This is a genomic window from Flavobacterium aquatile LMG 4008 = ATCC 11947, from assembly GCF_000757385.1.
GTDB lineage: Bacteria > Bacteroidota > Bacteroidia > Flavobacteriales > Flavobacteriaceae > Flavobacterium > Flavobacterium aquatile.
This window is the reverse complement of record NZ_JRHH01000004.1, coordinates 1-25,401: the sequence shown is the minus strand read 5'-3', so window position 1 is coordinate 25,401 and position 25,401 is coordinate 1. Positions and strand designations below refer to the sequence as shown.

Below are 25,401 nucleotides of genomic sequence, written 5' to 3'. Positions count from 1 at the left end.
ATCCTAATTTAATTGCATGTTTGCCATTTGTAATTTATCGGTTATTCCAATGCGGTCTGAACCAAGTGATAGAAGCGAAATCGTTTCTCAAGTACTTTTTGGTGAACACTTTGAAATTTTAGAACAAGATAAACAATGGTCTAAAATAAAAATTCATTTTGACAATTATGAAGGTTGGATTGACAGCAAACAGTATCAAATTATCTCTAAAGAAGATTATGATATTCTTTGTGATGAAGCACTGATTTTGAATTCTGATTTGGTAGAATATATTTCAGCTCCAAATAATAGTTTGATTCCGATTACTCTTGGTGCATCGCTTTCTTTTTTAAATCATTCTGAAATAAATACACAGAATTATGAATTTGAAGGACTAAAAATAAGTGGTGTAAAACCAAAATCTGATTTGATAAATACCGCTTATATGTATTTGAACGCACCTTATCTTTGGGGCGGAAAATCTGTTTTCGGAATTGATTGCTCAGGATTTACGCAAATGGTTTATAAACTTAACGGCTATAAATTATTGAGAGATGCGTCGCAACAAGCTTCACAAGGAGAAGTTTTGAGTTTTATTGAAGAAAGTGAGCCTGGTGATTTGGCATTTTTTGATAATGAAGAAGGAAAAATAATTCATGTTGGAATAATGTTAGAAAACAATTACATTATTCATGCCAGCGGAAAAGTTAGAATTGATAGATTAGACCATCTTGGAATTTACAACGCCGAACTCAATAGACATACGCATCGATTACGAGTTATTAAAAAAATTATATAAAAAAAGTCCTGAGTTTATCAGGACTTTTTTGTTGAAATGCTTGTTACTTTAAGATTTTGGAGTAACAACAGAATCAACAACGTGAATTACACCGTTAGATTGATTAACATCAGCAATAGTAACCTTTGAACTATTTCCGTTTTCATCTGTTAAGTATAAATCTTTACCTTTCATCCAAGCTGTAAGTGTTCCACCAGAAACGGTTTTCAATGTTGCTTTTCCGTTTCCTGCTTTTATTGCTTTAGCAATATCTGTCGAATTCATTTTTCCAGACACTACATGGTAGGTTAAGATTGTTTGTAACAATTTTAAGTTTTCTGGTTTTAATAAGGTTTCGACTGTACCTTTTGGTAATTTGTCAAACGCTGCGTTTGTTGGGGCAAAAACGGTGAATGGACCTTTAGATTGTAATGTTTCAACTAATCCTGCTGCTTTAACGGCAGCGACTAAAGTTGTATGATCTTTAGAATTTACTGCATTCTCAACAATATTTTTTGAAGGATACATTGGCGCACCACCAACAGTTACTGTTTTTTCTTTTTGAGCAAATGCCATTGTTGAAACTACAAGTGAAAATGCCATCATGAATGTTGAGAAAAGATTTTTAGTTTTCATAATAATTTATTTTAAATGTTATAGAAGCATTTACGCTGGTAAATTTCTTTTGGTTTTAGCTGCTTTAAAAATTAACATAAGTTTAATAATTGAAAACAGAATCAAAAATTTTGTAATTCACACTAATTCATTAAATTAGATTGTAATTAAGTAGTCATTAATTCATTCAAATACAATTAAATCATGTTACTAAACAACAAGACATTAGTTGATGAGTTGCTAATAAGTAGAAAAAAAACTCTTTCGGAAGAAGTACTTTTACAAGAAGTCTATTCGATTTTGAAGCAAAATGAAATCGAGAGAAATCAAATATTGGATACCTTAAAAAGTGAAAGTTCAACAAAATGCAATGATTTTAACTTTGATTTATTAGAAACCGATAAAATTTTCCATGAAAATCAGATTAAGAACGTTTGTATTGATTACCGATTGCGATTTTTGGACAGTGCATTATTTAAAAATGAAATCCCAGAGGAAGCAATTTCGAAAATTACAGCTTTAGAAAAACTTCACAATACTAAATTGGACGGATTTAAAATTGTCGCGCCAAGCAAAGCATTTGAATTGAAAAATTATGACGATCCATTGCTTTTTGTTCCAATAGGAAACAATTACTACTATTTAATTCACAAATGGGGAAATGACTTGAGTTGGTATCGAAAACTAATGGTTTTACCAATAAGAAATATTGCTTTATTTGTTGTTTTTTGCTTGATGATAAGCTTAATTGGAACGTACTTCACTCCTACTAATAATTTAAGCAAGTCGGTTACATTGGCACCAGTTATTATTTTTCTTTTTATGTTTAAATCAATGGTTGGAACGGTAGGTTATTACTTTTTTATGATGGGCAAAAATTTTAATGATGTCATTTGGAATAGACCTTTTAAGGAAAATTAAACTTCTTTTAAAATAGAGTTTCTTATCAAACCAAATCTCTCTACAAAACGGATAGTCCTAGCCCTGATTGCAGTGGAAATCCTTTATATTTTTTCTTTAAAAATATAAAGATTGCAACGGAAAGCAGGAAATAGCTTCAAATAAAACCAAAAAAAAGCTCCCAATTTCTTGAGAGCTTTTATTATTTTAGAAAATTAGAGAATTATTTTCCTCCTTTTTCCATTTTAGCTTTTAATTCAGCTAAGATATCATTGTTATCTCCTAAAGTTGAAGTTTGATTGTTATTGTTGTTAGAACTTGCAACAGATTCTGATGCAGCTTTCACAGCTTTTTCTTCTTCTTCTCTAAAGATTGCAGTGTGCGATGCCACTACTCTTTTGAATTCTTTATTGAATTCGATAACTTTGAATTCAGCTTCGTCGCCTTTTTTCAATTTTTTACCATCTTCTTTTTCTAAGTGACGTGTTGGAATAAACGCAACAACATCATCTCCGAAATCTACAGTAGCACCTTTGTCAACGATTTCAGCAATTGTTCCTGTGTGGATAGTTCCAACAGCAAATGCATCTTCATGTTTGTCCCAAGGATTAGCAGTAGTTTGTTTGTGACCTAAAGATAATTTACGTCCATCAACATCTAATTCTAATACTACTACATCAAGTTTGTCACCTACGTTAACAAATTCTGATGGATGTTTGATTTTCTTAGTCCAAGATAAGTCAGAGATGTAAACTAATCCATCAATTCCTTCTTCTAATTCTACGAAAATACCAAAGTTTGTAAAGTTTCTAACGATACCTGTATGTTTAGAACCTACTGGGTATTTAGAAGTGATATCAGTCCATGGATCTTGAGTCATTTGTTTGATACCTAATGACATTTTTCTTTCGTCTCTGTCAAGAGTTAATACAACTGCCTCAACAACATCACCAACTTTCACAAAGTCTTGAGCACTACGTAAATGCGTAGACCAAGACATTTCAGAAACGTGGATTAAACCTTCAACACCTTCAGCAACTTCAATGAAAGCACCGTAATCAGCAATAACTACTACTTTACCTTTCACTTTGTCACCAACTTTAAGTTCAGCACCAAGTGCATCCCATGGGTGAGCGTTTAATTGTTTTAAACCTAATTGAATTCTTGTTTTTTCGTCATCGAAATCAAGGATTACTACGTTTAATTTTTGATCTAATTCAAGAACTTCACTTGGGTGATTAATTCTAGACCAAGAAAGGTCAGTAATGTGGATTAATCCATCAACACCACCTAAGTCAATAAACACACCATAAGAAGTAATGTTTTTAACAACACCTTCTAATACTTGTCCTTTTTCTAATTGACCAATAATTTCTTTTTTCTGAACTTCGATATCTGCTTCGATAAGCGCTTTGTGCGATACAACAACGTTTTTAAATTCGTGATTAATTTTCACAACTTTAAATTCCATCATTTTGTTCACATATACATCATAGTCACGGATTGGTTTCACATCAATTTGTGAACCTGGTAAGAATGCTTCAATTCCGAAAACATCTACAATCATACCACCTTTAGTTCTACATTTAACAAAACCTGTAACGATTTCACCTGTTTCGTTTGCAGAAATAACTCTATCCCAAGATTTGATTGTTCTAGCTTTTCTGTGAGATAATACCAATTGACCTGTTTTGTCCTCACGAACGTCAATTAATACTTCTACTTTGTCACCAACTTTTAAACCTGGATTGTAGCGAAATTCATTCAATGAAATTACACCTTCCGATTTTGCGTTGATGTCAACAATAGCGTCTCTTTCTGTAATTCTAACAACTACACCTTCTACTACTTCTTCTTGATCTGTGTCAATGAAAGTTTTAGAAACTAAGTCTTCAAATTCTTGTAAGTTTTTTTCGTCAACTAAATCAATACCTTCAGAGTAATTGTGCCAGTTAAATCCGTTTAAAAAATCTTGTTGTTCTTTGTTTAATTCAGACATGCTGATAAAAAATTTGTATTTTGTTTTTCATGAGTTTCTTTAAGCGATAGAAAAACAAAAGTGTTTTACATAAATAATTGATTTCCAAACGAAACTCTACTCTGCATTTTGGACTGCAAAAGTACTACTTTTTTACGTATCTGCAAAAAATCTAAACAAAATTAAATCATAACAATTGTCATTTTAATTTAGAGCGAATGGCTTGGTAATCTTTTGGTTTCCATTTTCCTGCTTTCCGTTGCAATTCCCGATGAAAAATCGGGAGATTTCCACTGCAATCAGGGCTAGTTAGTAATTGTATTGAATAGAAAATCAAACAATTAAAACTATCAAATAAAATTTATCATATTATTATTATTTGATTCCACTAATATTCTACAATTTCTATCGAATTGTAGAAATCATTCTACAGAAAATTCATATTCAACTAGAAATACTTTTATAAATTTAGAAAATAAAAGTTTGTTCTTTAAATTTTAACAAAACAATAATGAAAACAAGTAAAACTACTTGTTTGTAAGAAAATTATTTGTTTTATTTTTGAAAAAAAAAACTTAAAAGTAGCAACTACTTTACAAGTTTAATTCCCACATCAAAACAAGAAAACCATTTATACACTTATGAAAACTATTAAATTTTTAATCGCAACGATCTCATTATTTAATTTAACCGCAAATGCGCAAATCACAAAAGGAAACTGGATGGTTGGTGGAAGTGGAAGTTTTAGTTATGCAAAAACAAAACCAAAAAATTCAAATTCTTCAGGAACTAATATAAACTATACTGACAGTGGTACTTATTCAATAACATTAGAACCAAATATTGGATATTTTATTAAAGATAAACTGGCTGTTGGTTTAAAACTAAATTTACTTAATTCATTTACAGAATTCAATTCATTAAATCTTAATGATTCTTATGTCAGTATTAGTCCGAATTTTCGCTATTATTTTTTAAATGTCGATAAAGTTTATAATGTTTTTGTAGAACCTTCTTTCAATTATTATACAAACAATTCTTTAGGTAATGCAAGCGGTTTCGGTTTAAAGACAGGTCTTGCCGTTTTTCTAAATAGTTCTGTTGCTTTAGAACCTTCTTTAAATTATGTTTACAATGAAAGTAGTGAATTTAAAAGAAATAATATTTTCTTAGGTATCGGCATTCAAGTCCATTTAGAAAAAGAATAAAAAAACAAGAACCCAGTTAAAACGAATTAATCAATCAGGGCTAGGTAGTAATGGTATTGAATTAAAAAACCCGATAATTCTTTATGATTATCGGGTTTTGAAATTTTATATTTTAATGACTTACATTCGCCACATCGTTTGGATTGTGTTTGTGTTTAAATAAAACTGCAAAAGCAATTGCAATAACTAAAGCATATCCTGCAAATGCTAGCCAAATGCTGTGCCAATCTCTTACGCCATTGTTTGTAAAATAGTTGTCAATTACAATTCCACTTATGATTCCGCCAAAGAAAGCTCCGAAACCGTTAGACATCATCATAAACAAACCTTGAGCCGAAGAACGAATTTTAGAATCAGTTGTAGTTTCTATAAACAAAGAACCGGAAATATTGAAGAAATCAAATGCCATTCCGTAAACAATACACGAAACAATAATCATCCATAATCCGTCAACAGGATTTCCGTAAGCAAATAATCCGAAACGTAAAACCCATGCCAACATTGAAATTAACATTACTTGTTTGATTCCAAATCGCTTTAAGAAAAACGGAATTGCAAGAATAAACAAAGTTTCAGAAACTTGAGAAATAGACATTATTATTGTAGAATATTTCACAACAAATGAATCGGCATATTCTGGAACTTTAGAAAATTCTGATAAATAGACATCACCATACATGTTTGTCAATTGCAAAGCGCCACCAAGAAACATTGAAAAAATAAAAAACAATGCCATTTTATAAGTTCCAAACAATTTGAATGCATCCAAACCAAGTTTTTCAATTATACTCGCATCTTTCGAAATTAATTTTTGTGGCGGACATTTTGGTAATGAAAAAGAATAAAATCCCAACGCAATAGCAGCGATTGCAGCAAGATAAAACATATTGTAAGATGCTTTATTTCCAGATAAATTGGTAATCCACATGGCTACAATAAAACCAATTGTTCCCCAAACTCTAATTGGTGGAAATACTTTTACAACATCAAAATTATTTGTTTTTAAAATATTATATGCAATTGAATTTGACAAAGAAATCGTTGGCATATAGCACAACATCGCTGCAAAAATCACATAATAAAAAGTCGAAGGATTATCAACTTGAGGAATATACATTAAAGCAATTCCACCTAAAATATGAAGAACTCCGTATAATTTTTCGGCATTAACATATTTATCAGCAATAATTCCAGTTATAGCAGGCATTATAATAGAAGAAATTCCTAATGTTGAAAATATTGCTCCAAATTCGGCTCCACTCCATTGTTTAGTTCCAAACCAGTAATTTGCAACAGTAATCAACCATGCACCCCAAACGAAGAACTGAAGAAAACTCATTAGAGTTAATCTAAATTTTATACTCATAACAACTATATTTTTATAACGTAAATAGATTGTAAATCTACTATTAATATTGAAATTACCAAATGATTTGATTTTTTTTGTCAGAATGACAAAGCTGAATTTTTAAGAATTGATTACTTCATCAACCAATTCTAAAACTGCGGCGAATTGTTCTTCTCTTGTAAGGTAAGAATTATCGATTTCTATGGCATCATCCGCAATCACTAAAGGAGAATCGTCTCTGTGAGAATCAATATAATCACGCTCTTGAACATTTTTTAAAACTTCTTCATAAGATACATTATCGCCTTTGGATTGAAGTTCGTCAAATCGTCTTTGCGCTCTAGTTTCTGCACTTGCAGTCATGAATATTTTAAGTTCGGCATCAGGAAAAACTACAGTTCCAATGTCGCGTCCATCCATAACGATTCCTTTATTTCTTCCCATTTCTTGCTGTTGTTCTACCAATTTGGCTCTAACTTGAGAAACTTCAGCTATTTTACTAACAAAATTGGACACTTCTATCGTTCGAATTTCCTTTTCTACGTTTACATTATTTAGAAACATTTCGGCAAAACCTAATTCGGCGTTAAATTCAAAATGTAATTTGATGTTTGGAAGACTATTCACAAGTGTTTCTTTATCAAAGTATTCAGCAGAAATATAGCCGTTTTGCATAGAGAATAAAGCTACAGCACGATACATTGCGCCAGTATCAACATAAATATAACCCAAATGTTTGGCTAATTGTTTGGCTAAAGTACTTTTCCCTGTTGATGAAAATCCGTCTATTGCAATTGTAATGTTTTTCAAATGTGATGTATTTTAATATTGATAACGTTTATCCGAAAAATCGATTGTTAATCCGAACAAACTTGTATTTGCCGCTAAAGTGTATCTTGAGTAGGAATAATTAAATTTGATATTACCCATTTTCAATCCAACTCCAAGCGAAATTCCAGAAAAATTTCGCTGTTCTACCACACGCAATTCTTCAGCTCTTCTAAAATTGTATCCTAATCTAATGTTGAATCCTTTGGTTGGAAATAATTCGGCTCCAACAACGACATGTCGTAAAGCATTGTTTATAAATCCAACTTTTTCTTGAGATGAACCACCATCAATACTTCCTGTTGCTCTATTCGGATTTGAAAAAGCAACATTCCATTGTTGCATGTTCTCTAAAGTTAAATGCCAACGAATAGGTACATTTTCAACTTCTTGCGAAACACCGATAAGTATTTCAAGCGGTAATTTTTCACTGTTTCCAGCGTAAGTTGTAATTTGCGTTCCAACATTTCTTACTACCAAAGCCCAATTAACATCGTTTCCTTCGTCTATAAAAAGTGCTCCAAAATCGACCGCGCCACCAATAGAATTATAACTTTCTAAAGTAGACGAAATTAATTTGGCGTTAGCTCCAAAATAAAAATTGGTAAACGGAACATTGTACGCGTACCCAAAAGAAAGCGCCGCTTCACTACCCGTAAAAGAAGTTGTAGGCTGACCATTTTCGTCGAAACCTTCAAATTTTCCGTAATTTACATAATTCACTCCGGCGTGAAATGTTTGCACGTGTCTGTCATAAGTGTAAGCATACGCCGCAGTTCCATAGGTTACTTCGCCGTAATAATTTCCGTAATTTAAAGACAAGTGATTGTCCATTTCAGCATTGATTGTTGCAGGATTAAAATGTACTTGGTTAACATCATTATCATAAATCGTAATTACCTTTCCACCAAGCGCAGCCTGACGTGGAGATGTTACCAAGTTGAGAAATTGATAAACTGATTTACCGCCAACTTGACTGTAATTTACAGCACAAAAAAGCATCATAAGAACGATAAGTAGTCTTTTTAACATACAAAAAATAGCAATTTCTCTATCTATAACGGAAATGCGAAGATATTATTTTTAAAGTTATCGTGAAAACAAAAATAAAAAGGCATGAGTTTTATTTCTCATGCCTTCAAAATATATAATATAAACAAATTAATCTATGATTTTAGCGTTTTTCACCTTTTGATTTGTGATGGCAATGTCAATAACTTCGCTCATTTCTTTCACATAATGAAACGTTAGACCTTCTAGATAATTGGCTTTTATTTCTTCAATATCACTTTTATTTTCGTGACATAAAATTATTTCTTTAATGTTGGCGCGTTTAGCAGCGAGAATTTTTTCTTTAATTCCTCCAACAGGAAGTACTTTTCCGCGTAAAGTAATTTCACCTGTCATGGCGATACCTTTTTTAATCTTCTTTTGGGTTAAAAGCGAAATCATAGAAGTTAGCATTGCAATTCCAGCACTTGGTCCGTCTTTTGGAGTTGCTCCTTCTGGTACGTGTAAGTGAATATTGTATTTGGTTAAAATATCTTGATCTAATCCAAAAAGTTCGGCATTTGCTTTAATATATTCTAAGGCAATTGTAGCCGATTCTTTCATAACTGTACCTAAATTTCCTGTTAAGGTTAATGCGCCTTTTCCTTTCGAAATCAATGATTCTATAAATAAAATATCGCCACCAACAGAAGTCCAAGCTAAGCCAGTAACCACTCCAGCAACATCATTTCCTTCGGCTTTGTCACGTTCTAATTTTGGCGAACCTAAAACTTTTACAATATCTTCATCGGTTACTTTTGTATTGTATTCCTCTTCCATTGCAACCGATTTTGCAGCGTTTCTTATAACTTGTGCAATTTTCTGTTCCAGACTTCTCACACCCGATTCACGTGTGTAACCCTCAACGATTTTTTCTAATTGTTTTTTCCCAATCGTTAAAGCTTTAGAAGTTAATCCGTGTTCTTTTAATTGCTTTGGAAATAAATGCTGACGCGCTATTTCCACTTTTTCTTCGGTTGTGTAACCTGTCATTTTAATCACTTCCATTCTGTCTTTTAACGCAGGTTGGATGGTTGACATGGTATTTGAAGTTGCAATAAACATCACTTTAGATAAATCGTAACCCATTTCTAGGAAATTATCGTAGAATGAATTATTTTGCTCTGGATCTAAAACTTCTAATAATGCTGAAGATGGATCTCCTTGATTACTAGTTGATAATTTATCAATTTCATCCAAAATAAAAACTGGATTCGATGTTTGTGCCTTTTTAATACTTTGGATAATACGTCCAGGCATTGCACCGATATAAGTTTTTCTGTGTCCACGAATTTCTGCTTCGTCACGTAATCCACCGAGTGAAATTCGAACATATTCGCGACCTAAAGCTTCGGCCACAGATTTACCAATAGAAGTTTTTCCAACTCCTGGAGGTCCAGTTAAACAAATAATTGGAGATTTCATATCATTTCGCAATTTTAAAACTGCTAAATGTTCAATCATTCTTTTTTTGACATCTTCCAATCCAAAGTGATCTCTATCTAAAACTTTTTGAGCGTTTTTTAAATTGAAATTATCTTTAGAATAAACACTCCAAGGCAAATCTAAAAACAACTCTAAATAGTTTCTTTGAATACCAAAATCTGGCGCTTGCGGATTCATACGTTGTAATTTTGAAAATTCTTTCTCAAAATGTTTACTCGTTTTATCGTCCCATTTTTTGGCTTTTGCTTTGGTACGCATTTCTTCAAATTCTTGCTCATTAGAAACGCCACCCAATTCTTCTTGAATGGTTTTCATTTGTTGATGCAAGAAATATTCGCGTTGTTGTTGGTCTAAATCGAAACGAACTTTAGATTGAATATCGTTTTTAAGTTCCAATTTTTGCAATTCCACGTTCATGTATCGCAAGGTTTCTAAAGCTCTTTCTTTAAGAACATTCATTACCAATAATGTTTGTTTTTCTTCAACAGAAAGATTCATATTTGAAGAAACAAAATTGATCAGAAACGACTGACTTTCGATATTTTTAATTGCAAAAGTAGCTTCGGTAGGAATATTAGGACTTTCTTTAATAATTTCGATTGCCAATTCTTTAATTGATTCAACAATTGTAGAAAATTCTGTATCGTGTTTTCCAGGTCTTTTTTCTGGACATTCTTTAATTTTAGCAGTAATATAGGGTGTTTCTGAAATTACTTCATCAATTTCAAATCGTTTTTTACCTTGAAGGATAACAGTTATGTTTCCATCAGGCATTTTTAAAACTCTTAGAATTCTCGCGACAGTTCCAACTTTATTGATATCGTTTTTTGTAGGATCTTCATCTTCTTCATTTATTTGAGCAACAACACCAATAATTTTATTGCCCGCATTGGCTTCGTTGATTAACTTAATAGATTTGTCTCTTCCTGCGGTAATCGGAATTACTACACCAGGAAAAAGAACGGTGTTTCTCAAAGGAAGAATTGGTAATGAATCAGGAAGTTCCTCATTGGTCATTTCTGCTTCATCTTCTGGCGTTAAGAGTGGAATTAAATCGGCTTCTGTATCGAATTCTTGCAATGACAAATTGTCAAAGGTTAGTATTTTGTGATTTGACATATTTCAGTTTGAGTCAATGTGACATTAAAATTTAAACAAATATAACTTTTTGATAAAGGCTGAGAAATTATAATCGATGTATGGCACTAAAATTACCATAAAATCAAAGGAAGTCAAACTTTATCGATATTATTATTAAAAATGCAATGACTGTGCCACAAAAAAAAATCCGCCATAAAGACGGATTAATTTTAGTATTGTTGAATTATTTATTTACTGCTTTGTATATATTAAAGTAATATCAGATGTAAGGTAAACTGGTGATCCGCCGGCATTTCCTACAATGTCTCCATCTTCTAAAGTGAAGGTTAAAGTATTTCCTGTAACTGTAAATACATCAGTATATATTTCGCCTTCATCTGTGTAAGTAAATGATATTTGGTTTCCATTAAGCGACCAAGTTCCTGTTATTTCAGGATCTTCAAAACATCCAACTTCATCAACTCCTCCACCAGTTCCAAAAATGATTTCGATACCTTTAGCATCTGTTGAAAATGTATTATTTGCATTAATAGTTAAAAATGAATCATTAAAACATGTTGTTTCGTTTAATTGATTTGTTGAATTAGTTCCATCTCCATTTAAATCAGTAGGAACCGAAGTATTAAATGCTGTAAGAAGATAAGAACCAACAATTCCAGGAGGCGGAGTTGTTGTTACGTCGTTTTGAAAAGTAATATTATTAAAAACACCTGTAGTTACTTCAACTTGAGCAGTGCTTGACGTTGTGCCGTAACCAATAAAACTAAATGTTCCTGAAACTTTATTTGTTGACAAATTGAATTCAGTTATTGTAATAGTTCCATTATAACTTCCATTTGATATATTTATTGACGAATATTGATCGTTAACACTTGCAAAATATGAAAAAGTTAACAATGTTTCTATATTATCAGTTGCTGTTCTTGTTCCCACTGTTGGGTTGAGAATTTGCATATGCATAATCTTACCACTACTTGTAGCTCCAATAATATTCAATTGAGTACCAAATGCTGTATTGGTATAATCTGCCTCAATTAATTCATTTGCATTAAAATCTACGCCATCAACTTTAGCTGTAAAAGCTCCGCCAGTTGGAACACCGCCACCACCAAAATCATCAGGATTAAGAGCAGGATCTATTGCTTCATTATCGCAAGAAGTAAAAGTAAATGCACTAAAAAGAATAATTAATGCTGATAAAAATTTTATTTGTTTCATTATGATATTTTTTCCAAATATAATTATTTTTTATTCAATGCAAAATTATTTTTAGGAACTCTTAAAAGCAGAAGCAGTCCAACGATAAAAAACACTCCTAAAAAGACAATAGCATTTCTCATAGAACCTGTTACTTGGTCAATGATTCCGTAAATTGACATTCCGATAACAATTCCTACTTTCTCGGTAACATCATAAAAACTGAAGAATGATGCAGTGTCATCGGTTTCTGGTAAAAGTTTCGAATAAGTTGATCTTGCTAATGATTGAATTCCTCCCATAACAAGACCTACAAAACCTGCAGTAGCATAAAATTGAACAGGAGTGTGAACAAAATAGGCAAAAGCGCATAAAATGGCCCAAAATGCATTTAAGAAAATTAAAGTATTAATATTGCCAAATTTGGCTGAAGCTCTTGATGTTAAAAAAGCACCAATTACAGCAACCAATTGAATTAGCAAAATACTGATAATTAAGCCCATTGTTTTATCGGTTTCTCCCCAAGTAACTTCTGTTGCACCAAAGTAGGTTGCCACAAGCATTACCGTTTGAACAGCCATTATAAAAACAAAATAACTATTCAGATATCTTTTAAGTGCTTCATTTTGCTGCAATTGTTTCCAAACATTTTTTAATTCGTGAAAACCTTTAAAAATAAAATCTTTGGTAAGTGGAACGTTGTTTCTATTTCCTTTTGGCAGATAATAATAGGTTACATGACTAAAACCTATCCACCAAATTCCAACCATTAAGAATGAAATTCGCATTGCCATTTTTGGAGACTCAATACCGAACGTATCTGGAAACATTACCATTGCTAAATTTATAATTAACAATAATGTACTTCCAATGTATCCCATTGAAAATCCTCTAGCACTAACTTTGTCTTGTTGTTCAGGAAAAGCAATATCTGGTAGATAAGAATTATAAAAAACCAAACTCGACCAGAACCCTATCAAACCAAAAAAATAAGCAGCATAACTAAAAAATAAGTTATCTAAATTAAACCAAAATAATCCAATGCAAGAAAGTCCGCCCAAGTAGCAAAAAAATCTCATAAAAGCTTTTTTGTTTCCTAAGTAATCAGAAATACCCGAAAGAAATGGTGAAAAAATAGCAACAATAAGAAAAGCAAAAGCCGTTACAAAGCTAATCATAGCGGTATCTTTGCATTTGTATCCTAAAAACATTACATAGTTTTTTCCGCTTTCTTTGAAAATCATTTCATAGAAAATCGGAAATACTGCAGATGCAATTACTAAACTGTAAACAGAATTTGCCCAATCGTAAAAAGCCCAGGCATTTAATAATTTCGGATTTCCTTTTTCTAAATTTGGCATACTTGTTTGTTTAATTTATTGAATTAAAAAAGCTGTCAATAAAAATTGACAGCTTCAAATATACTCTTTTTTTATAATTACAATGTTATTTAAAAGTTACCCCAAATTTTGCAGCTTCGGCTTTTGCTTGTGGAATTAATGCTGTTAAATTTTTGATTCTAGTTTCATTACTTGGGTGCGTACTTAAAATTTCTGGTGGTGCTTGGCCATTTGATTGAGCAGACATTCTTTCCCAAACGGAAACGGCATTTTGCGGATTATAACCAGCAATAGCCATTAAAGTTAGTCCAATCATATCAGCTTCACTTTCATGTTTTCTACTAAAAGGTAACATAACACCAACTTGCGAACCTATTCCGTAAGCTTGCATCACCATTTCTTGAGTTTGTGGGTCTTGATTTCCAACTGCAACAGCTGCGCCTACTTGTCCTAATTGTTGCACTAATCCTGCACTCATTCTTTGTTGACCATGATTAGAAAGTGCATGTGCCACTTCATGAGCCATAACTGCTGCAATTCCAGCATCATCTTTACAAACTGGTAAAATTCCGGTGTAAAAAACAATTTTTCCTCCAGGCATACACCAAGCATTAACTGCTTTATCTTCTACTAAATTATATTCCCAGCTGTAACCTGCTAAATAATCTGAATGACCATTGGCAGCCAACCATCTTTCAGCTGCAACTTTAATTTTTGTTCCAATAGTTTCAATTTTTCTTGACTCAGCAGTGTTTTTAATTACTTTATTTTGAGTCAAAAAAGTACTGTATTCTTGAAAAGCCATTGGAAATATTTGACTATTTGGTACAAGTGCCATTGTACTTTTTCCGGTAAATGGATTTGTTGAACAGGCAACTATTAATGCTAAGATTGCGATTCCTCCAAAAATATATTTGTTTTTCATTTTAATAAAATTAATTTGTTTTTGATAAAGTAAAAATACAAAATTTTAACTTTTGAATATTACATGATTAATCAAAATAATTATATTATTATAATATCGCGATTAATAAATCTCAATTAATGAATAGATGATAAAACTATCCTATTAAATGCAGTTCCGTAAAGTCTTTATCAACAGTTATACAACAATTTCCATCATAAGAAACGCTTTCAAAACTCACTTTCTCATTGTCAATTTCGATTTCTTTTATTTTGAAGGGTAATCCAATCAAACTAATTTTAATTGTTTTATATAATGTTTCAAAATCACCCTCTTTATGTTGCTGAATGATAAGCTCTTTATCTTTACCATTTAAACTAAAAGTTTTATAACTATATCTACCTTTGTTGTAATCGTAACCATCTTGAGCATCTTCATAAACGTGTGATTTTTCTTTCCCTAATTTATAAAAAACTTCTAAAGAAAGATCAACAATTTCAAGTTCACCGACATACTGTTGTATTGGATATTTCGGAATAATCGCTCCTTCTTTTACAAAAAGTGGAATCTGATCGAAATCGGTGGCAACCCATAATTCGCGTTTACCTTTAACGACTTCTTGTGTCCAGTAATTGTACCAATTTCCTTGAGGTAAATACATTCTTCTGCCCAATGCATTCGGTTCAAGAATTGGACAAACTAGAATTTGATTACCAAAAATAAATTCGTCGGTTCTGTAATGCGTTTGTTTGTCTTCTTGGTCAAAATAAACTAAAGGTTTTAACATTGGCACACCATCATTTACATATTGCCAAAACATGGTATATAAATAAGGTAATAATTGATAACGCAATTCTACAAATTTTCGAGTAATATCAATTACTTCATCGCCAAAACTCCATGGTTCTTGCTCACCATGATGGCCTGATGAATGCGTTCTACAAAATGGGTGAAAAACACCAAGTTGAATCCAACGAGCATATAATTCTGCCGAAGGTTGTTCTGCAAATCCTCCAATATCTGAACCTGTGAAACCCATTCCCGACATTGACATCCGTTGCATTTGAATATTTGCAATCCACAAATGTTCCCAAGTTGCAACGTTATCACCTGTCCAAGACGAAGTATATCTTTGAGCACCAGAATACGCTGAACGTGTTATTACAAAAGGACGTTTTGGATAAGCAAATCGTTTAATTCCTTCGTAAGTTGCTCTTGCCATTTGCGTTCCATAAACATTATGTGCCTTTCTATGACTACAATTATTTCCATCATAATTATGACGAACGTCAAGCGGAAAAGTTTTGGTAGGAACTTCCATAACTGCTGGTTCGTTCATATCATTCCATACACCTTTCACTCCTATTTCTGAAACTAATTCTTTAAATAATCCTGCCCACCATTCTCTAACTTCAGGATTTGTATAATCTGGAAAATTACAATCTCCAGGCCAAACTTTACCTTTCATGTAGGGTCCATCGGCTCTTTTGCAGAAATAATCTTTTTCTAAACCTTCTTTGTAAACCCAATAATCTTTATCAATTTTAATACCTGGATCGATGATTACTACGGTTTTAAATCCGTCTTTTGCTAATTCGGCAACCATTCGTTTTGGATCGGGAAAATATTCTTTGCTCCAAGTAAAACATCTAAAACCTTCCATATAATCAATATCAAGGTAAATAGCGTCACACGGAATTTGCAATTCTCTAAACTTTCCAGTAATTTCTTTGACTTTACTCTCTGGATAATAACTCCATTTACATTGATGATATCCTAACGTCCATAATGGAGGAAGTTCTGGTTTTCCTGTTAAATGCGTGTACGTTTTTACCACATCACTCATTTTAGGACCATAAATAAAGTAGTAGTTCATTTCGCCACCATCGGCCCAAAAACTCGTTACATTTTTTCTTTCGTGTGCAAAATCGAAATACGAACGAAAGGTATTATCGAAGAAAACTCCGTAAGAAACATCATCATGTAACCCTATATAAAAAGGAACTACTTTGTATAAGGGTTCTTGATCTTTCGAGAAAGCATATTGATCTGTAGCCCAATTTTCTAATCTTTTTCCTTTTAAATTTAGATGTGTTGCTTTATCACCCAATCCGTAAAAACTCTCGCCATCACGCGAAACTTTACTCATTTTTACGATATTTCCTCCGTATTCATAATTTTCTTCCCAATGAAAACCAATTTCATCTTCAAGAATTGTTTTTCCGTCAAGGTCATAGATTCCCACTCGCAAATCATGTTTTTGAACAATAACAGAAACTTTAGAAGTTTTAATTTTAAAATGATCTTTCTCTTCGCTAACTTCTAAATTATTATACCCATGCGATTGTGATTTATCAATGGCATACGAAAAGTCATTACTGAAATATCCTTTTGTAGTAAATCTAAAACGAATCATACTGTCACGAAGCACAGTAACTTTTAAAATTACATTATTATCGGTATTGAAGAAAATCGAATCAACTTCTTGCGTATATGAGACTATTTTGGAAGGGAATAAATCACCTTTATATTCTAATTCGGTGTTGATAATCATAATAAAAAATTTAGACAATGTGCCAAATTTACAAAGATGACACTATAAATGATTGATATAGACAAAGTACTTTTTAACGAAAACGTTTGCGATTGGTGATAAAACAAAAAAGATGTGAAATTCACATCCGTTTTGTTGTCATTAACTGATTTTAAATACACTCACACCCAAAGGCGGAAGCACAACTTCGGCTGAATAATCTCTGTAATTCCACGATTGTTTATCGATTTTAATTGCTTTAGAATTGGTTACTCCACTTCCACCGTATTCTACTTTATCAGAATTAAAAATTTCGGTAAGCTTTCCTTTTGATGGCAATCCGATTCTGTAATTTCCTCTTACAACTGGTGTGAAATTACAAACAATTATCAAATTATCTTTCTCATTATTTCCTTTTCTTACATAGGATAAAACAGCATTTTCATGATCAGAATAATTGATCCATTCAAATCCATCGACAGAAAATTGCTTTTCAAATAGCGCTGGATACGTTTTATACAACGCATTTAAATCGGTAATGCATTTCTTAATTCCGTCGTGGTAGCCAAATTGTATCAAATGCCAATCTAAACTACCTTCAAAATTCCATTCGGTGCTTTGACCAAATTCAGATCCCATAAACAATAATTTAGTTCCAGGATGCGTGAACATATAACCGTAAAGCAAACGTAAATTCGCAAATTTCTGCCATTCATCACCAGTCATTCTACCTAAGATTGATTTTTTTCCGTAAACCACTTCATCGTGAGATAATGGTAACATGAAATTTTCGGTAAAAGCGTAGGTCATTGAGAACGTTAAATCGTTCTGATGAAATCTTCTGTACACACTTTCTTTTTGGAAATATTGCAAAGTATCGTGCATCCAACCCATCATCCATTTCATTCCAAATCCTAATCCACCAATAAATGTTGGACGCGAAACCATTGGAAATGAAGTACTTTCTTCAGCAATTGTTTGCACATCTGGAAATTCCAAATAAACTGCTTCGTTAAAATCTTTAAGAAAACTTATGGTATCGAGATTTTCTCTTCCTCCAAAAATATTGGGTTCCCATTCGCCATCTTTTCGAGAATAATCTAGATATAACATTGAAGCAACTGCATCAACTCGAAGTCCATCAACGTGGTAATTTTTCAACCAGAAAATTGCATTACTAATCAAGAACGAACGTACTTCATTTCGTCCATAATTAAAAACCAAACTCTTCCAATCGGGATGATAACCTTTTCGTCTATCGGGATGTTCGTATAAATTCGAACCATCAAAAAACCCTAAACCATGAGCATCATCTGGAAAATGCGATGGCACCCAATCCAAGATAACTCCAATTCCAGCTTGATGTAATTTATCTACTAAAAGCATAAAATCTTGCGGTTTTCCAAAGCGTGATGTTGGTGCAAAGTAGCCAACCAATTGATAACCCCAAGACGGATCGTAAGGATATTCCATCACTGGCATGAATTCTACGTGGGTAAATCCGGTTTCTTTTACATACGAAACCAACTCATCAGCAAGTTCAATATAGGTTAGAAATTTTCCTTCGTTATTGCGTTTCCATGAACCAAGATGTACTTCATAAACAGAATAAGGTTTGTCTAATCCGTTTTTATCCTTTCTGGTTTCCATCCATTTGGTGTCTTTCCACTTGTAATCTAAATCCCAAATTACAGACGCTGTATGAGGCGGATGTTCGCAATATAAAGCAAAAGGATCGGCTTTTTCGGTGATAATTCCCCCATTATTGGACTGAATTTTATATTTGTACGTTGTTCCTTTATCAACACCAGGTATAAAACCTTCCCAAATTCCAGAGCTATCCCAACGCACATTGAGTTGATGTTCGCCTTGAACCCAAAAATTAAAATCGCCAACCACAGAAACCGATCGTGCCGATGGTGCCCAAACTGCAAAGTACACGCCTTTTACACCATTAACTTCAGTTAGATGTGCACCTAATTTTTCGTATAATCTAAAATGTTTTCCTGCTTTAAATAATTCGATATCGAAATCGGTAAGTAAGGAATGTGTTTGTACTTGGTTCATTTATTAAATGTTTTTATGGTTTTTTACGACATTTAAATTTGTCGATGGTTTTCTTTATTTAGAGCGGATGGCTCGGGCATTTTTTGGTTTCCCTATTCCTGCTTTCCGTTCTACTTCGTGCCACTGCAATCAGGGCTAGATTGGTTGTGTCTTTTGTGAAATTCTCGTTTTTTAAAACTACCTTACTTATTAAACTCCATTATACTTGCAATACCAGTAAGCGGAATTACTGCCCATCGAGGTCGCGAGTTGAGTTCATATCCTAGCTCATAAACTGCTTTTTCAAGAATACAATATTTCAACAAAAAATCGATTTCTTTCCTGTAGCCAATGTTTAAATTTCCTCCTTGAGCAACTTCGGTATACGTTTGAATGAAAACTCCAACGAAATATTTGAATAAAATTTCTCCAGCTTGAAAAAGTTCTTTTTGATCGTATGGATATTTATCTTTGTTATTAAACAATGTTGCATATATCGAATAATGAAACGATCTAAACATTCCAGCAACATCTTTCAATGGTGGTTGTTTTACTTTTCTGTCACGGATTGTACTTTCTGGTTCGCCTTCAAAATCTAGTAAATAAAAATCATCTCCGTTGACAAGCACTTGACCGAGATGATAATCGCCATGAATTCTGATACGCTCTGATTTCATTTTAGTCCAATCGAAATCTAAAAACAATTTACGAATTTCCTTTTTATTATCAAGAAACTGATTGGCTAGTTCTAGCGCTAATCCTTCTAGCTTATGTAAATTATTTTCTAAAATATTTAGTCGATTTTGAAATTGATAGGTCAATCTGTTTTTCAACCAAACGGTATAATCGCCGTTGTAAGTTGTTGGCGTAAAAGCTGTATCGTGAATATCAGCTCCAAGTGCGATGTGCATTTCAGCAGTTCTTGTTGCCAAAGTTCGAATTCGTAAAAAAATACTTAAACCAGCCCAATCGATAATTTCGTGCGGCACTTCATTGATTTTCAAACGTTGAAACAAATCGATATCAGGAAGTTTTGCAATGTTGATTTTTTTGGTTTTCAGATTATCAAAAATCCTATCAACTTCTTCCAACATGAATTGCCAAGCATCTCCTTGATTTGGAACCAATTCTTGCATTAATCCAAGTGTAATATTTCCTTCGGTCAACACCACGCTTATGCTACCTGTATAAGCTGGCGAATACTGAAAATCCATTCTTTCAGTTAGAAATCGACTTATTTCATAGTCCGGATTAGTACTTATATAAATTCGTCTAAATATTTTTAAAACCAAATTAGAATTATAAATTATTGAAGTGTTACTTTGCTCAACACCCATAAATTTGGAAGAAATGTATTCTTTATCTTCTAATTTTTCTCCTTTATGAAACTTTACTTTTTCGTCTTTATTTCCTGAAGATACAATTTTATCAAACAGCAATTTTCTGAAATCTTCTTGATGTAATGCGTCCACTAGAAAACCTTCTTGCCCATTCATTTTGACTGGTGCAATAATAGTATTGGTATCCAACTCGTCTTCAGACATAAACGAAATTGGCATAAAATAATGCTGATAGAATGCTTCTTTAAAATTTACTTCGAGTAAAACGCCATAATAGGTATTTTTTTTGGAAGTAATTTTAAACCAATCAACCACTTCGATGTACTTTAATGTACTTGCTTTTCCGCCATACCAACGCTTGTTGATAATATAATTTTCAAGAATATCTGATGAAAAAACTTTAACAAAATCGTGGTCTTCGAATGCATATTTCCAATCTACTTTAAAAATAAAGGGGTTTTGGAATTCATCTTCATTAATTTTATTGTCCATCATTATTTTTGAATTTTAAATAAATGAAATGGTAATGCAGGATGTAATTCGACAAAATTCCATTCTTTATCCCAGATGTAGCTGTTTCCGGTAATCAAATCGGTTACTTTTATAGGTTGACCGTTTCTTAATCCTAAAGAATTTAATGGCAATTGAACCCAAACTTGTTTTGCATAATATGGATCTATGCTGCAAATCATCAGGGTTTCATCTAGTTTTTCATCGTCAAATTTATAATAAGCTAATACTTGATCATTATCAGTACTACAAAATTGAATGTTTGTAGTTTGCTGCAGTGAAGCGTATTCATGTCGAATTTTATTAATTCTAGAAATTATCATGGTCATTTTATTTCTAACATTCCAATCCCAATGATAGATTTCGTATTTTTCAGAGTTATGATATTCCTCTTTCCCAGGCATTGCAGCATGAACTAAATATTCATAAACAGGACCGTAGATTCCAACATTGGAACTCAATGTCGCCGCAAGAAAATATTTATGAAGAAAGATACTCTCGTTTCCGCTTTGCAACGGATATGGATTTATATCTGGAGTATTTGGCCAAAAATTGGCTCTAAAAAACTCTTTCTGATCTGTTTTAGTCAATTCTTCTACATATTCTATAAGTTCTGCTTTAGAATTTCTCCAAGTAAAATAAGAATAGGATTGTGTAAACCCTTGTTTTGCAAGTTCATGCATGATTTTAGGTCGTGTAAAAGCTTCGGCTAAAAATAAAACGTCTGGATGTTTCTTTTTGATTTCTGAAATAAGCCAACCCCAAAAATAAAATGGTTTAGTATGCGGATTATCTACTCTAAAAACTTTAATATCACATTCTTCAATCCAAAATAGAGCAACGTCTAAAAGTTCTTTCCAAAGATTTTTCCAATCGGAACTTTCAAAATAAATAGGTTGAATATCTTGGTATTTTTTTGGTGGATTTTCGGCATATTGAACTGTTCCATCTGGACGCCATTTGAACCATTGCGGAAAATCTTTAACATATGGATGATCTGGCGCAGCTTGAAGTGCATAATCCATGGCGACTTCAATTCCGAGTGCTTTTGCTTTTTTAACTAACGATTTAAAATCGTCAATTGTGCCTAACTCAGGATGCGTAGATTTATGTCCGCCGTGTTGGGAACCAATTCCCCATGGCGAACCAACATCACCAGTTTCGGAGTTGGTAGCATTGTTTTTTCCTTTCCTGTTTACTTCACCAATAGGATGAATCGGTGGGAAATATAAGGTATCAAAACCCATTTCGGCAACTCTTGGAAGCAAAACTTCACAGTCTTTAAAAGTTCCGTGTTTTCCTGGTTCAGATGAGGACGAACGTGGGAAAAATTCATACCAAGTACTGAATAGAGCTTTCTTTCTATCAACATAAACTTGCAGTTCGTGTGATGCATTTGCAAGAATTCTGGTTGGATATTTTTTGAAAATTTGATGCAATTCATTTGATAAAGCAATTTGAATGGCTTCATTATATTCTGATTCGTTTTGAAATGCCTTTATGGCTTTGTTAAGATATGCTTTTTCGTCTTTGGTTACTTCTTTTAAAATTGCAGAACAATATTCGGCACCTTCAAGTAACTCCGATTTTACATGTTGATTATCATTGATTTTTCTTTCGGTTCCGTGTTGCCAATTAAGTGCATAGTCTACCCAACCTTCAATAAAATAGGTGTAAATTCCTTGCTTTTCAACTTTGAATGAAGCTATCCATTCATCATTACTTATGTGATTTAATCTAACTTCACTCCACTTTTTATCCTTTTCATGCTTAAATTTTACACAACATTCAACAACATCGTGTCCATCAGAAAAAACGTCAGCAGTTACAGTTACAATTTGTCCAACAATTCTTTTAATTTGAAATAAACCTCCATCGAGTTGTGGTTTTATATTTTCAATAATTATACGAGTCTGATTTTGCATTTTTTGTTATATTTATGATGTCCTAATTTACAAAAAAATAGTATACTTCATAAAGAGCATTAAAAATTATTGAAATGACAAAAAAAACTGCTGTTGAAGCACAAACATTGAAAATTCCCAAAGTAATACTGTTAACTGCTAAATTATTAGAAGTAATTTCACCTAAATTAGTTACGCTATTTGCTGCAAAATTATTTACAACACCAATAAAACATAAGATTCCGAAAAGAGAACATTATATGGATAGAGAAAGTAAACAACATGTTTTACACATTCCATCCATAAAAAAGGACATTCATATTTATCATTATGGAGCTGGAGTAAAAAAAATTTTATTAGTACATGGTTGGTCAGGAAGAGGAACGCAATTAGTAAAAATTGCTGATGAATTTTTAAATTTAGGATACTCAACTATCAGTTTTGATGCTCCAGCGCACGGAAAATCTAAAGGTAATTCTTCAATAATGCTTGAATTTATCGAATCGATACTAGAAATTGACAAAGAATTTGGTCCGTTTGAGTTTGCTGTAGGTCATTCCCTAGGCGGTATGTCAATTTTAAATGCTATTAAACAAAATCTAGAACTGAAAAAAGCTATAATTATTGGGAGTGGTGATGTTATTCAAGACATCATTGATGACTTTATAAAGAAATTGGAAATAAAAGCCGAAATTGGAATAAAATTAAGAGATCATTTTGAAAAAAAATATGACTCAAAAATGGATTTTTATTCTGCTTCAAATGCCGCAAAAATAGTTTCAATTCCAGTATTAATTATTCATGATGAGAATGATGAAGATGTAAATGTAAAAGCTGCTTTCCATATTAAAGAGAATTTAAAAAATTCATGTTTGATGATAACCAAAAATTTAGGTCATAGAAAAATATTAGGAAATAACGAAGTAATTACAAAAATTGTTGAATTTATAAATTAAAAAATGAATTTATTTGAAGATAATAAAGATTGGACTAAAGTTTTAAATCCAATTATTGAAAAATATAGTGATAGAAAACATCCGTTAGATTATAAAAATTTATATCAATTGATAATTATGGTGATTTTATCTGCACAAGATTCCGATGCAAATATTAATAAAATTGCACCTTCACTATTTAGTACTTATCCAAATTTAAAATCACTTACCATTTCAAATGTTGATTCATTAATTCCACACATTTCTAAGGTTAGAAATTATAGCACCAAAGCAAATTGGATAATTGAAATTGCCCAAACTCTCAAAGAAGACCAAAATATTCCCATGAATTTAGGTGATTTAATTGCATTAAAAGGAATTGGAAGAAAATCTGCAAATGTAATATTGAGAGAAATTAAAGTTCCTGCAGAAGGTATCATTGCCGATTTACATGTGATTCGAGTTGCACCAAGAATTGGATTAATTTCAGAAACAAAAGATGGAAATAAAGTTGAGAAACAATTAATGCAATTATTGCCAAAGGAAATTTGGGGAGAAATTGGAATGGCAATTTCATTTTTAGGAAGAGAAATATGTAGACCAACTAATCCAAAATGTACAATATGTCCAATTCAGAATTATTGTCAATATACTTTAAAAACTATTTAACTGAGAAAGTATGAAACAAATTCCAATGTACTCTTTGGTTATATTTCCTTATTTGGAACAACAAAATTTAGTTAAATTATTTAAAAAATCATTAAAAACTGAAATTGGATGGTTTGGGAGTTTTAATTCCGAAGCGCATATCACTATAATCAACTTAGAAAGTGAATTAGCACTTGGACTATACTTAAATCGAATAAAAGATTTTTGTAAAACTATTACTCCTCATAAAGTTATGTTTAATTCTTTTAATTCATTTGGCAATCATACTTTTTACATTTCCCCCGATGACGAATCACAATTGTATCTAAACAAAATAATTATTACTTTACACAAATTTATAGGCTTTGAAGTAAAAAATGCTAACGCCCATATTACCATAGCTAGAGGATTAGATGAAGAGAGAATGAAAAAAGCAAAGCAACAATTTAGTTCTACAATCATTAATTTTGAATTTATTTGTAATTGTATCTGTGTTAGAAGATTTAATGAACAAACAAAACAATATTCAGATATTATTGAAAAAATAAATTTCAAATAATTCACATCAAAGATGATTAACCAATCTAATATGATTTTGCTTGCCATCATCTCAATCAAATTTAAAATTCTGGTCTACTAACCTTTTACTCAATTTTGTCTAAACTTGATATAAACAAAAAACCCTATCCGATTTGGATAGGGTTTTTAAAAAGAAGGCGGCGACATACTCTCCCACAGTTATGCAGTACCATCTGCGCAATCGGGCTTAACTTCTCTGTTCGGAATGGGAAGAGGTGAGCCCCGACGCAATAA

The 25,401-nt window shown here is 32.2% G+C and carries 19 protein-coding genes and 1 rRNA gene; 6 read left to right on the top strand and 14 right to left on the bottom strand.

Features of this window, described 5'->3' with window-relative positions:
- Nucleotides 1–16: 16 nt before the first annotated feature.
- Nucleotides 17–778 carry a C40 family peptidase gene (locus LG45_RS09990; protein ID WP_035126809.1) on the top strand — a complete coding sequence of 254 codons (762 nt, stop codon included), beginning with the start codon at nucleotides 17–19 and terminating at the stop codon, nucleotides 776–778.
- Between the two features lie 48 nt (nucleotides 779–826).
- Here the strand turns inward: LG45_RS09990 and LG45_RS09985 are convergent, their stop codons facing one another.
- Nucleotides 827–1,363, bottom strand: a complete 537-nt coding sequence (locus tag LG45_RS09985) for a fasciclin domain-containing protein (RefSeq protein ID WP_373862632.1) — start codon at nucleotides 1,361–1,363, stop codon at nucleotides 827–829.
- Nucleotides 1,364–1,576: 213 nt separating this feature from the next.
- Between LG45_RS09985 and LG45_RS09980 the strand changes: the two genes are divergently transcribed.
- The gene (locus tag LG45_RS09980; protein WP_035126805.1) at nucleotides 1,577–2,293 is read left to right on the top strand and encodes a hypothetical protein; all 717 of its coding nucleotides are present in this window, start codon (nucleotides 1,577–1,579) and stop codon (nucleotides 2,291–2,293) included.
- Nucleotides 2,294–2,495: 202 nt separating this feature from the next.
- Here LG45_RS09980 and rpsA read toward each other — a convergent pair whose 3' ends face one another.
- The gene (gene rpsA, locus LG45_RS09975) at nucleotides 2,496–4,271 is read right to left on the bottom strand and encodes a 30S ribosomal protein S1 (RefSeq protein WP_035126803.1); all 1,776 of its coding nucleotides are present in this window, start codon (nucleotides 4,269–4,271) and stop codon (nucleotides 2,496–2,498) included.
- A 620-nt stretch (nucleotides 4,272–4,891) separates the two neighbouring features.
- On the opposite strand from rpsA, the gene LG45_RS16110 reads away from it, so the two are divergent.
- The gene (locus LG45_RS16110) at nucleotides 4,892–5,458 is read left to right on the top strand and encodes an outer membrane beta-barrel protein (protein ID WP_052087553.1); all 567 of its coding nucleotides are present in this window, start codon (nucleotides 4,892–4,894) and stop codon (nucleotides 5,456–5,458) included.
- Nucleotides 5,459–5,570: 112 nt separating this feature from the next.
- On the opposite strand, the gene LG45_RS09965 is transcribed toward LG45_RS16110, so the two are convergent.
- From LG45_RS09965 to LG45_RS09915, 11 genes are all read right to left on the bottom strand, one after another.
- Nucleotides 5,571–6,824, bottom strand: a complete 1,254-nt coding sequence (locus tag LG45_RS09965) for a nucleoside permease (protein WP_035126801.1) — start codon at nucleotides 6,822–6,824, stop codon at nucleotides 5,571–5,573.
- 102 nt (nucleotides 6,825–6,926) lie between these two features.
- The gene (cmk, locus tag LG45_RS09960; RefSeq protein ID WP_035126799.1) at nucleotides 6,927–7,616 is read right to left on the bottom strand and encodes a (d)CMP kinase; all 690 of its coding nucleotides are present in this window, start codon (nucleotides 7,614–7,616) and stop codon (nucleotides 6,927–6,929) included.
- Nucleotides 7,617–7,628: 12 nt separating this feature from the next.
- Nucleotides 7,629–8,666, bottom strand: a complete 1,038-nt coding sequence (gene porQ, locus LG45_RS09955) for a type IX secretion system protein PorQ (protein WP_035126797.1) — start codon at nucleotides 8,664–8,666, stop codon at nucleotides 7,629–7,631.
- Between the two features lie 129 nt (nucleotides 8,667–8,795).
- Nucleotides 8,796–11,249, bottom strand: a complete 2,454-nt coding sequence (gene lon, locus LG45_RS09950; protein ID WP_035126795.1) for an endopeptidase La — start codon at nucleotides 11,247–11,249, stop codon at nucleotides 8,796–8,798.
- A gap of 213 nt (nucleotides 11,250–11,462) precedes the next feature.
- Entirely contained in the window at nucleotides 11,463–12,449 is a 987-nt protein-coding gene (locus LG45_RS09945) for a lipocalin family protein (RefSeq protein WP_035126794.1), read from the bottom strand.
- Between the two features lie 23 nt (nucleotides 12,450–12,472).
- Nucleotides 12,473–13,789, bottom strand: coding sequence for an MFS transporter (locus tag LG45_RS09940; RefSeq protein ID WP_035126793.1), 1,317 nt, complete (start codon nucleotides 13,787–13,789; stop codon nucleotides 12,473–12,475).
- An 85-nt stretch (nucleotides 13,790–13,874) separates the two neighbouring features.
- On the bottom strand, nucleotides 13,875–14,693 hold the full coding sequence (locus LG45_RS09935) for a M48 family metallopeptidase (protein ID WP_035126792.1): 819 nt from the start codon (nucleotides 14,691–14,693) through the stop codon (nucleotides 13,875–13,877).
- Nucleotides 14,694–14,829: 136 nt separating this feature from the next.
- On the bottom strand, nucleotides 14,830–17,226 hold the full coding sequence (locus LG45_RS09930; protein WP_035126791.1) for a glycoside hydrolase family 31 protein: 2,397 nt from the start codon (nucleotides 17,224–17,226) through the stop codon (nucleotides 14,830–14,832).
- A 141-nt stretch (nucleotides 17,227–17,367) separates the two neighbouring features.
- Nucleotides 17,368–19,272 (bottom strand): 1,4-alpha-glucan branching protein GlgB, encoded by a 1,905-nt coding sequence (gene glgB / locus LG45_RS09925; RefSeq protein ID WP_035126790.1) that lies wholly within the window; start codon nucleotides 19,270–19,272, stop codon nucleotides 17,368–17,370.
- A 182-nt stretch (nucleotides 19,273–19,454) separates the two neighbouring features.
- On the bottom strand, nucleotides 19,455–21,086 hold the full coding sequence (locus LG45_RS09920) for a maltokinase N-terminal cap-like domain-containing protein (protein ID WP_240471865.1): 1,632 nt from the start codon (nucleotides 21,084–21,086) through the stop codon (nucleotides 19,455–19,457).
- The gene (locus tag LG45_RS09915; protein ID WP_035126788.1) at nucleotides 21,086–23,026 is read right to left on the bottom strand and encodes an alpha-1,4-glucan--maltose-1-phosphate maltosyltransferase; all 1,941 of its coding nucleotides are present in this window, start codon (nucleotides 23,024–23,026) and stop codon (nucleotides 21,086–21,088) included. Before LG45_RS09915 ends, LG45_RS09920 begins: the two co-directional genes overlap by 1 nt.
- Before the next feature lie 74 nt (nucleotides 23,027–23,100).
- Here LG45_RS09915 and LG45_RS09910 point away from each other — a divergent pair, with 74 nt between their 5' ends.
- The 3 genes from LG45_RS09910 to LG45_RS09900 are packed head-to-tail and all read left to right on the top strand — an operon-like array spanning nucleotide 23,101 to nucleotide 25,147.
- The gene (locus LG45_RS09910; RefSeq protein ID WP_035126787.1) at nucleotides 23,101–23,961 is read left to right on the top strand and encodes an alpha/beta hydrolase; all 861 of its coding nucleotides are present in this window, start codon (nucleotides 23,101–23,103) and stop codon (nucleotides 23,959–23,961) included.
- 3 nt (nucleotides 23,962–23,964) lie between these two features.
- A complete protein-coding gene (locus LG45_RS09905; RefSeq protein ID WP_035126786.1) occupies nucleotides 23,965–24,609 on the top strand; it encodes an endonuclease III domain-containing protein in 645 nt (214 codons plus the stop codon).
- 10 nt (nucleotides 24,610–24,619) lie between these two features.
- Complete coding sequence (locus LG45_RS09900) at nucleotides 24,620–25,147, top strand: 2'-5' RNA ligase family protein (RefSeq protein ID WP_035126785.1); 528 nt, start codon at nucleotides 24,620–24,622, stop codon at nucleotides 25,145–25,147.
- Between the two features lie 152 nt (nucleotides 25,148–25,299).
- On the opposite strand, the gene rrf is transcribed toward LG45_RS09900, so the two are convergent.
- A 5S ribosomal RNA gene (gene rrf / locus LG45_RS09895) occupies nucleotides 25,300–25,401 on the bottom strand; the annotation flags it as partial.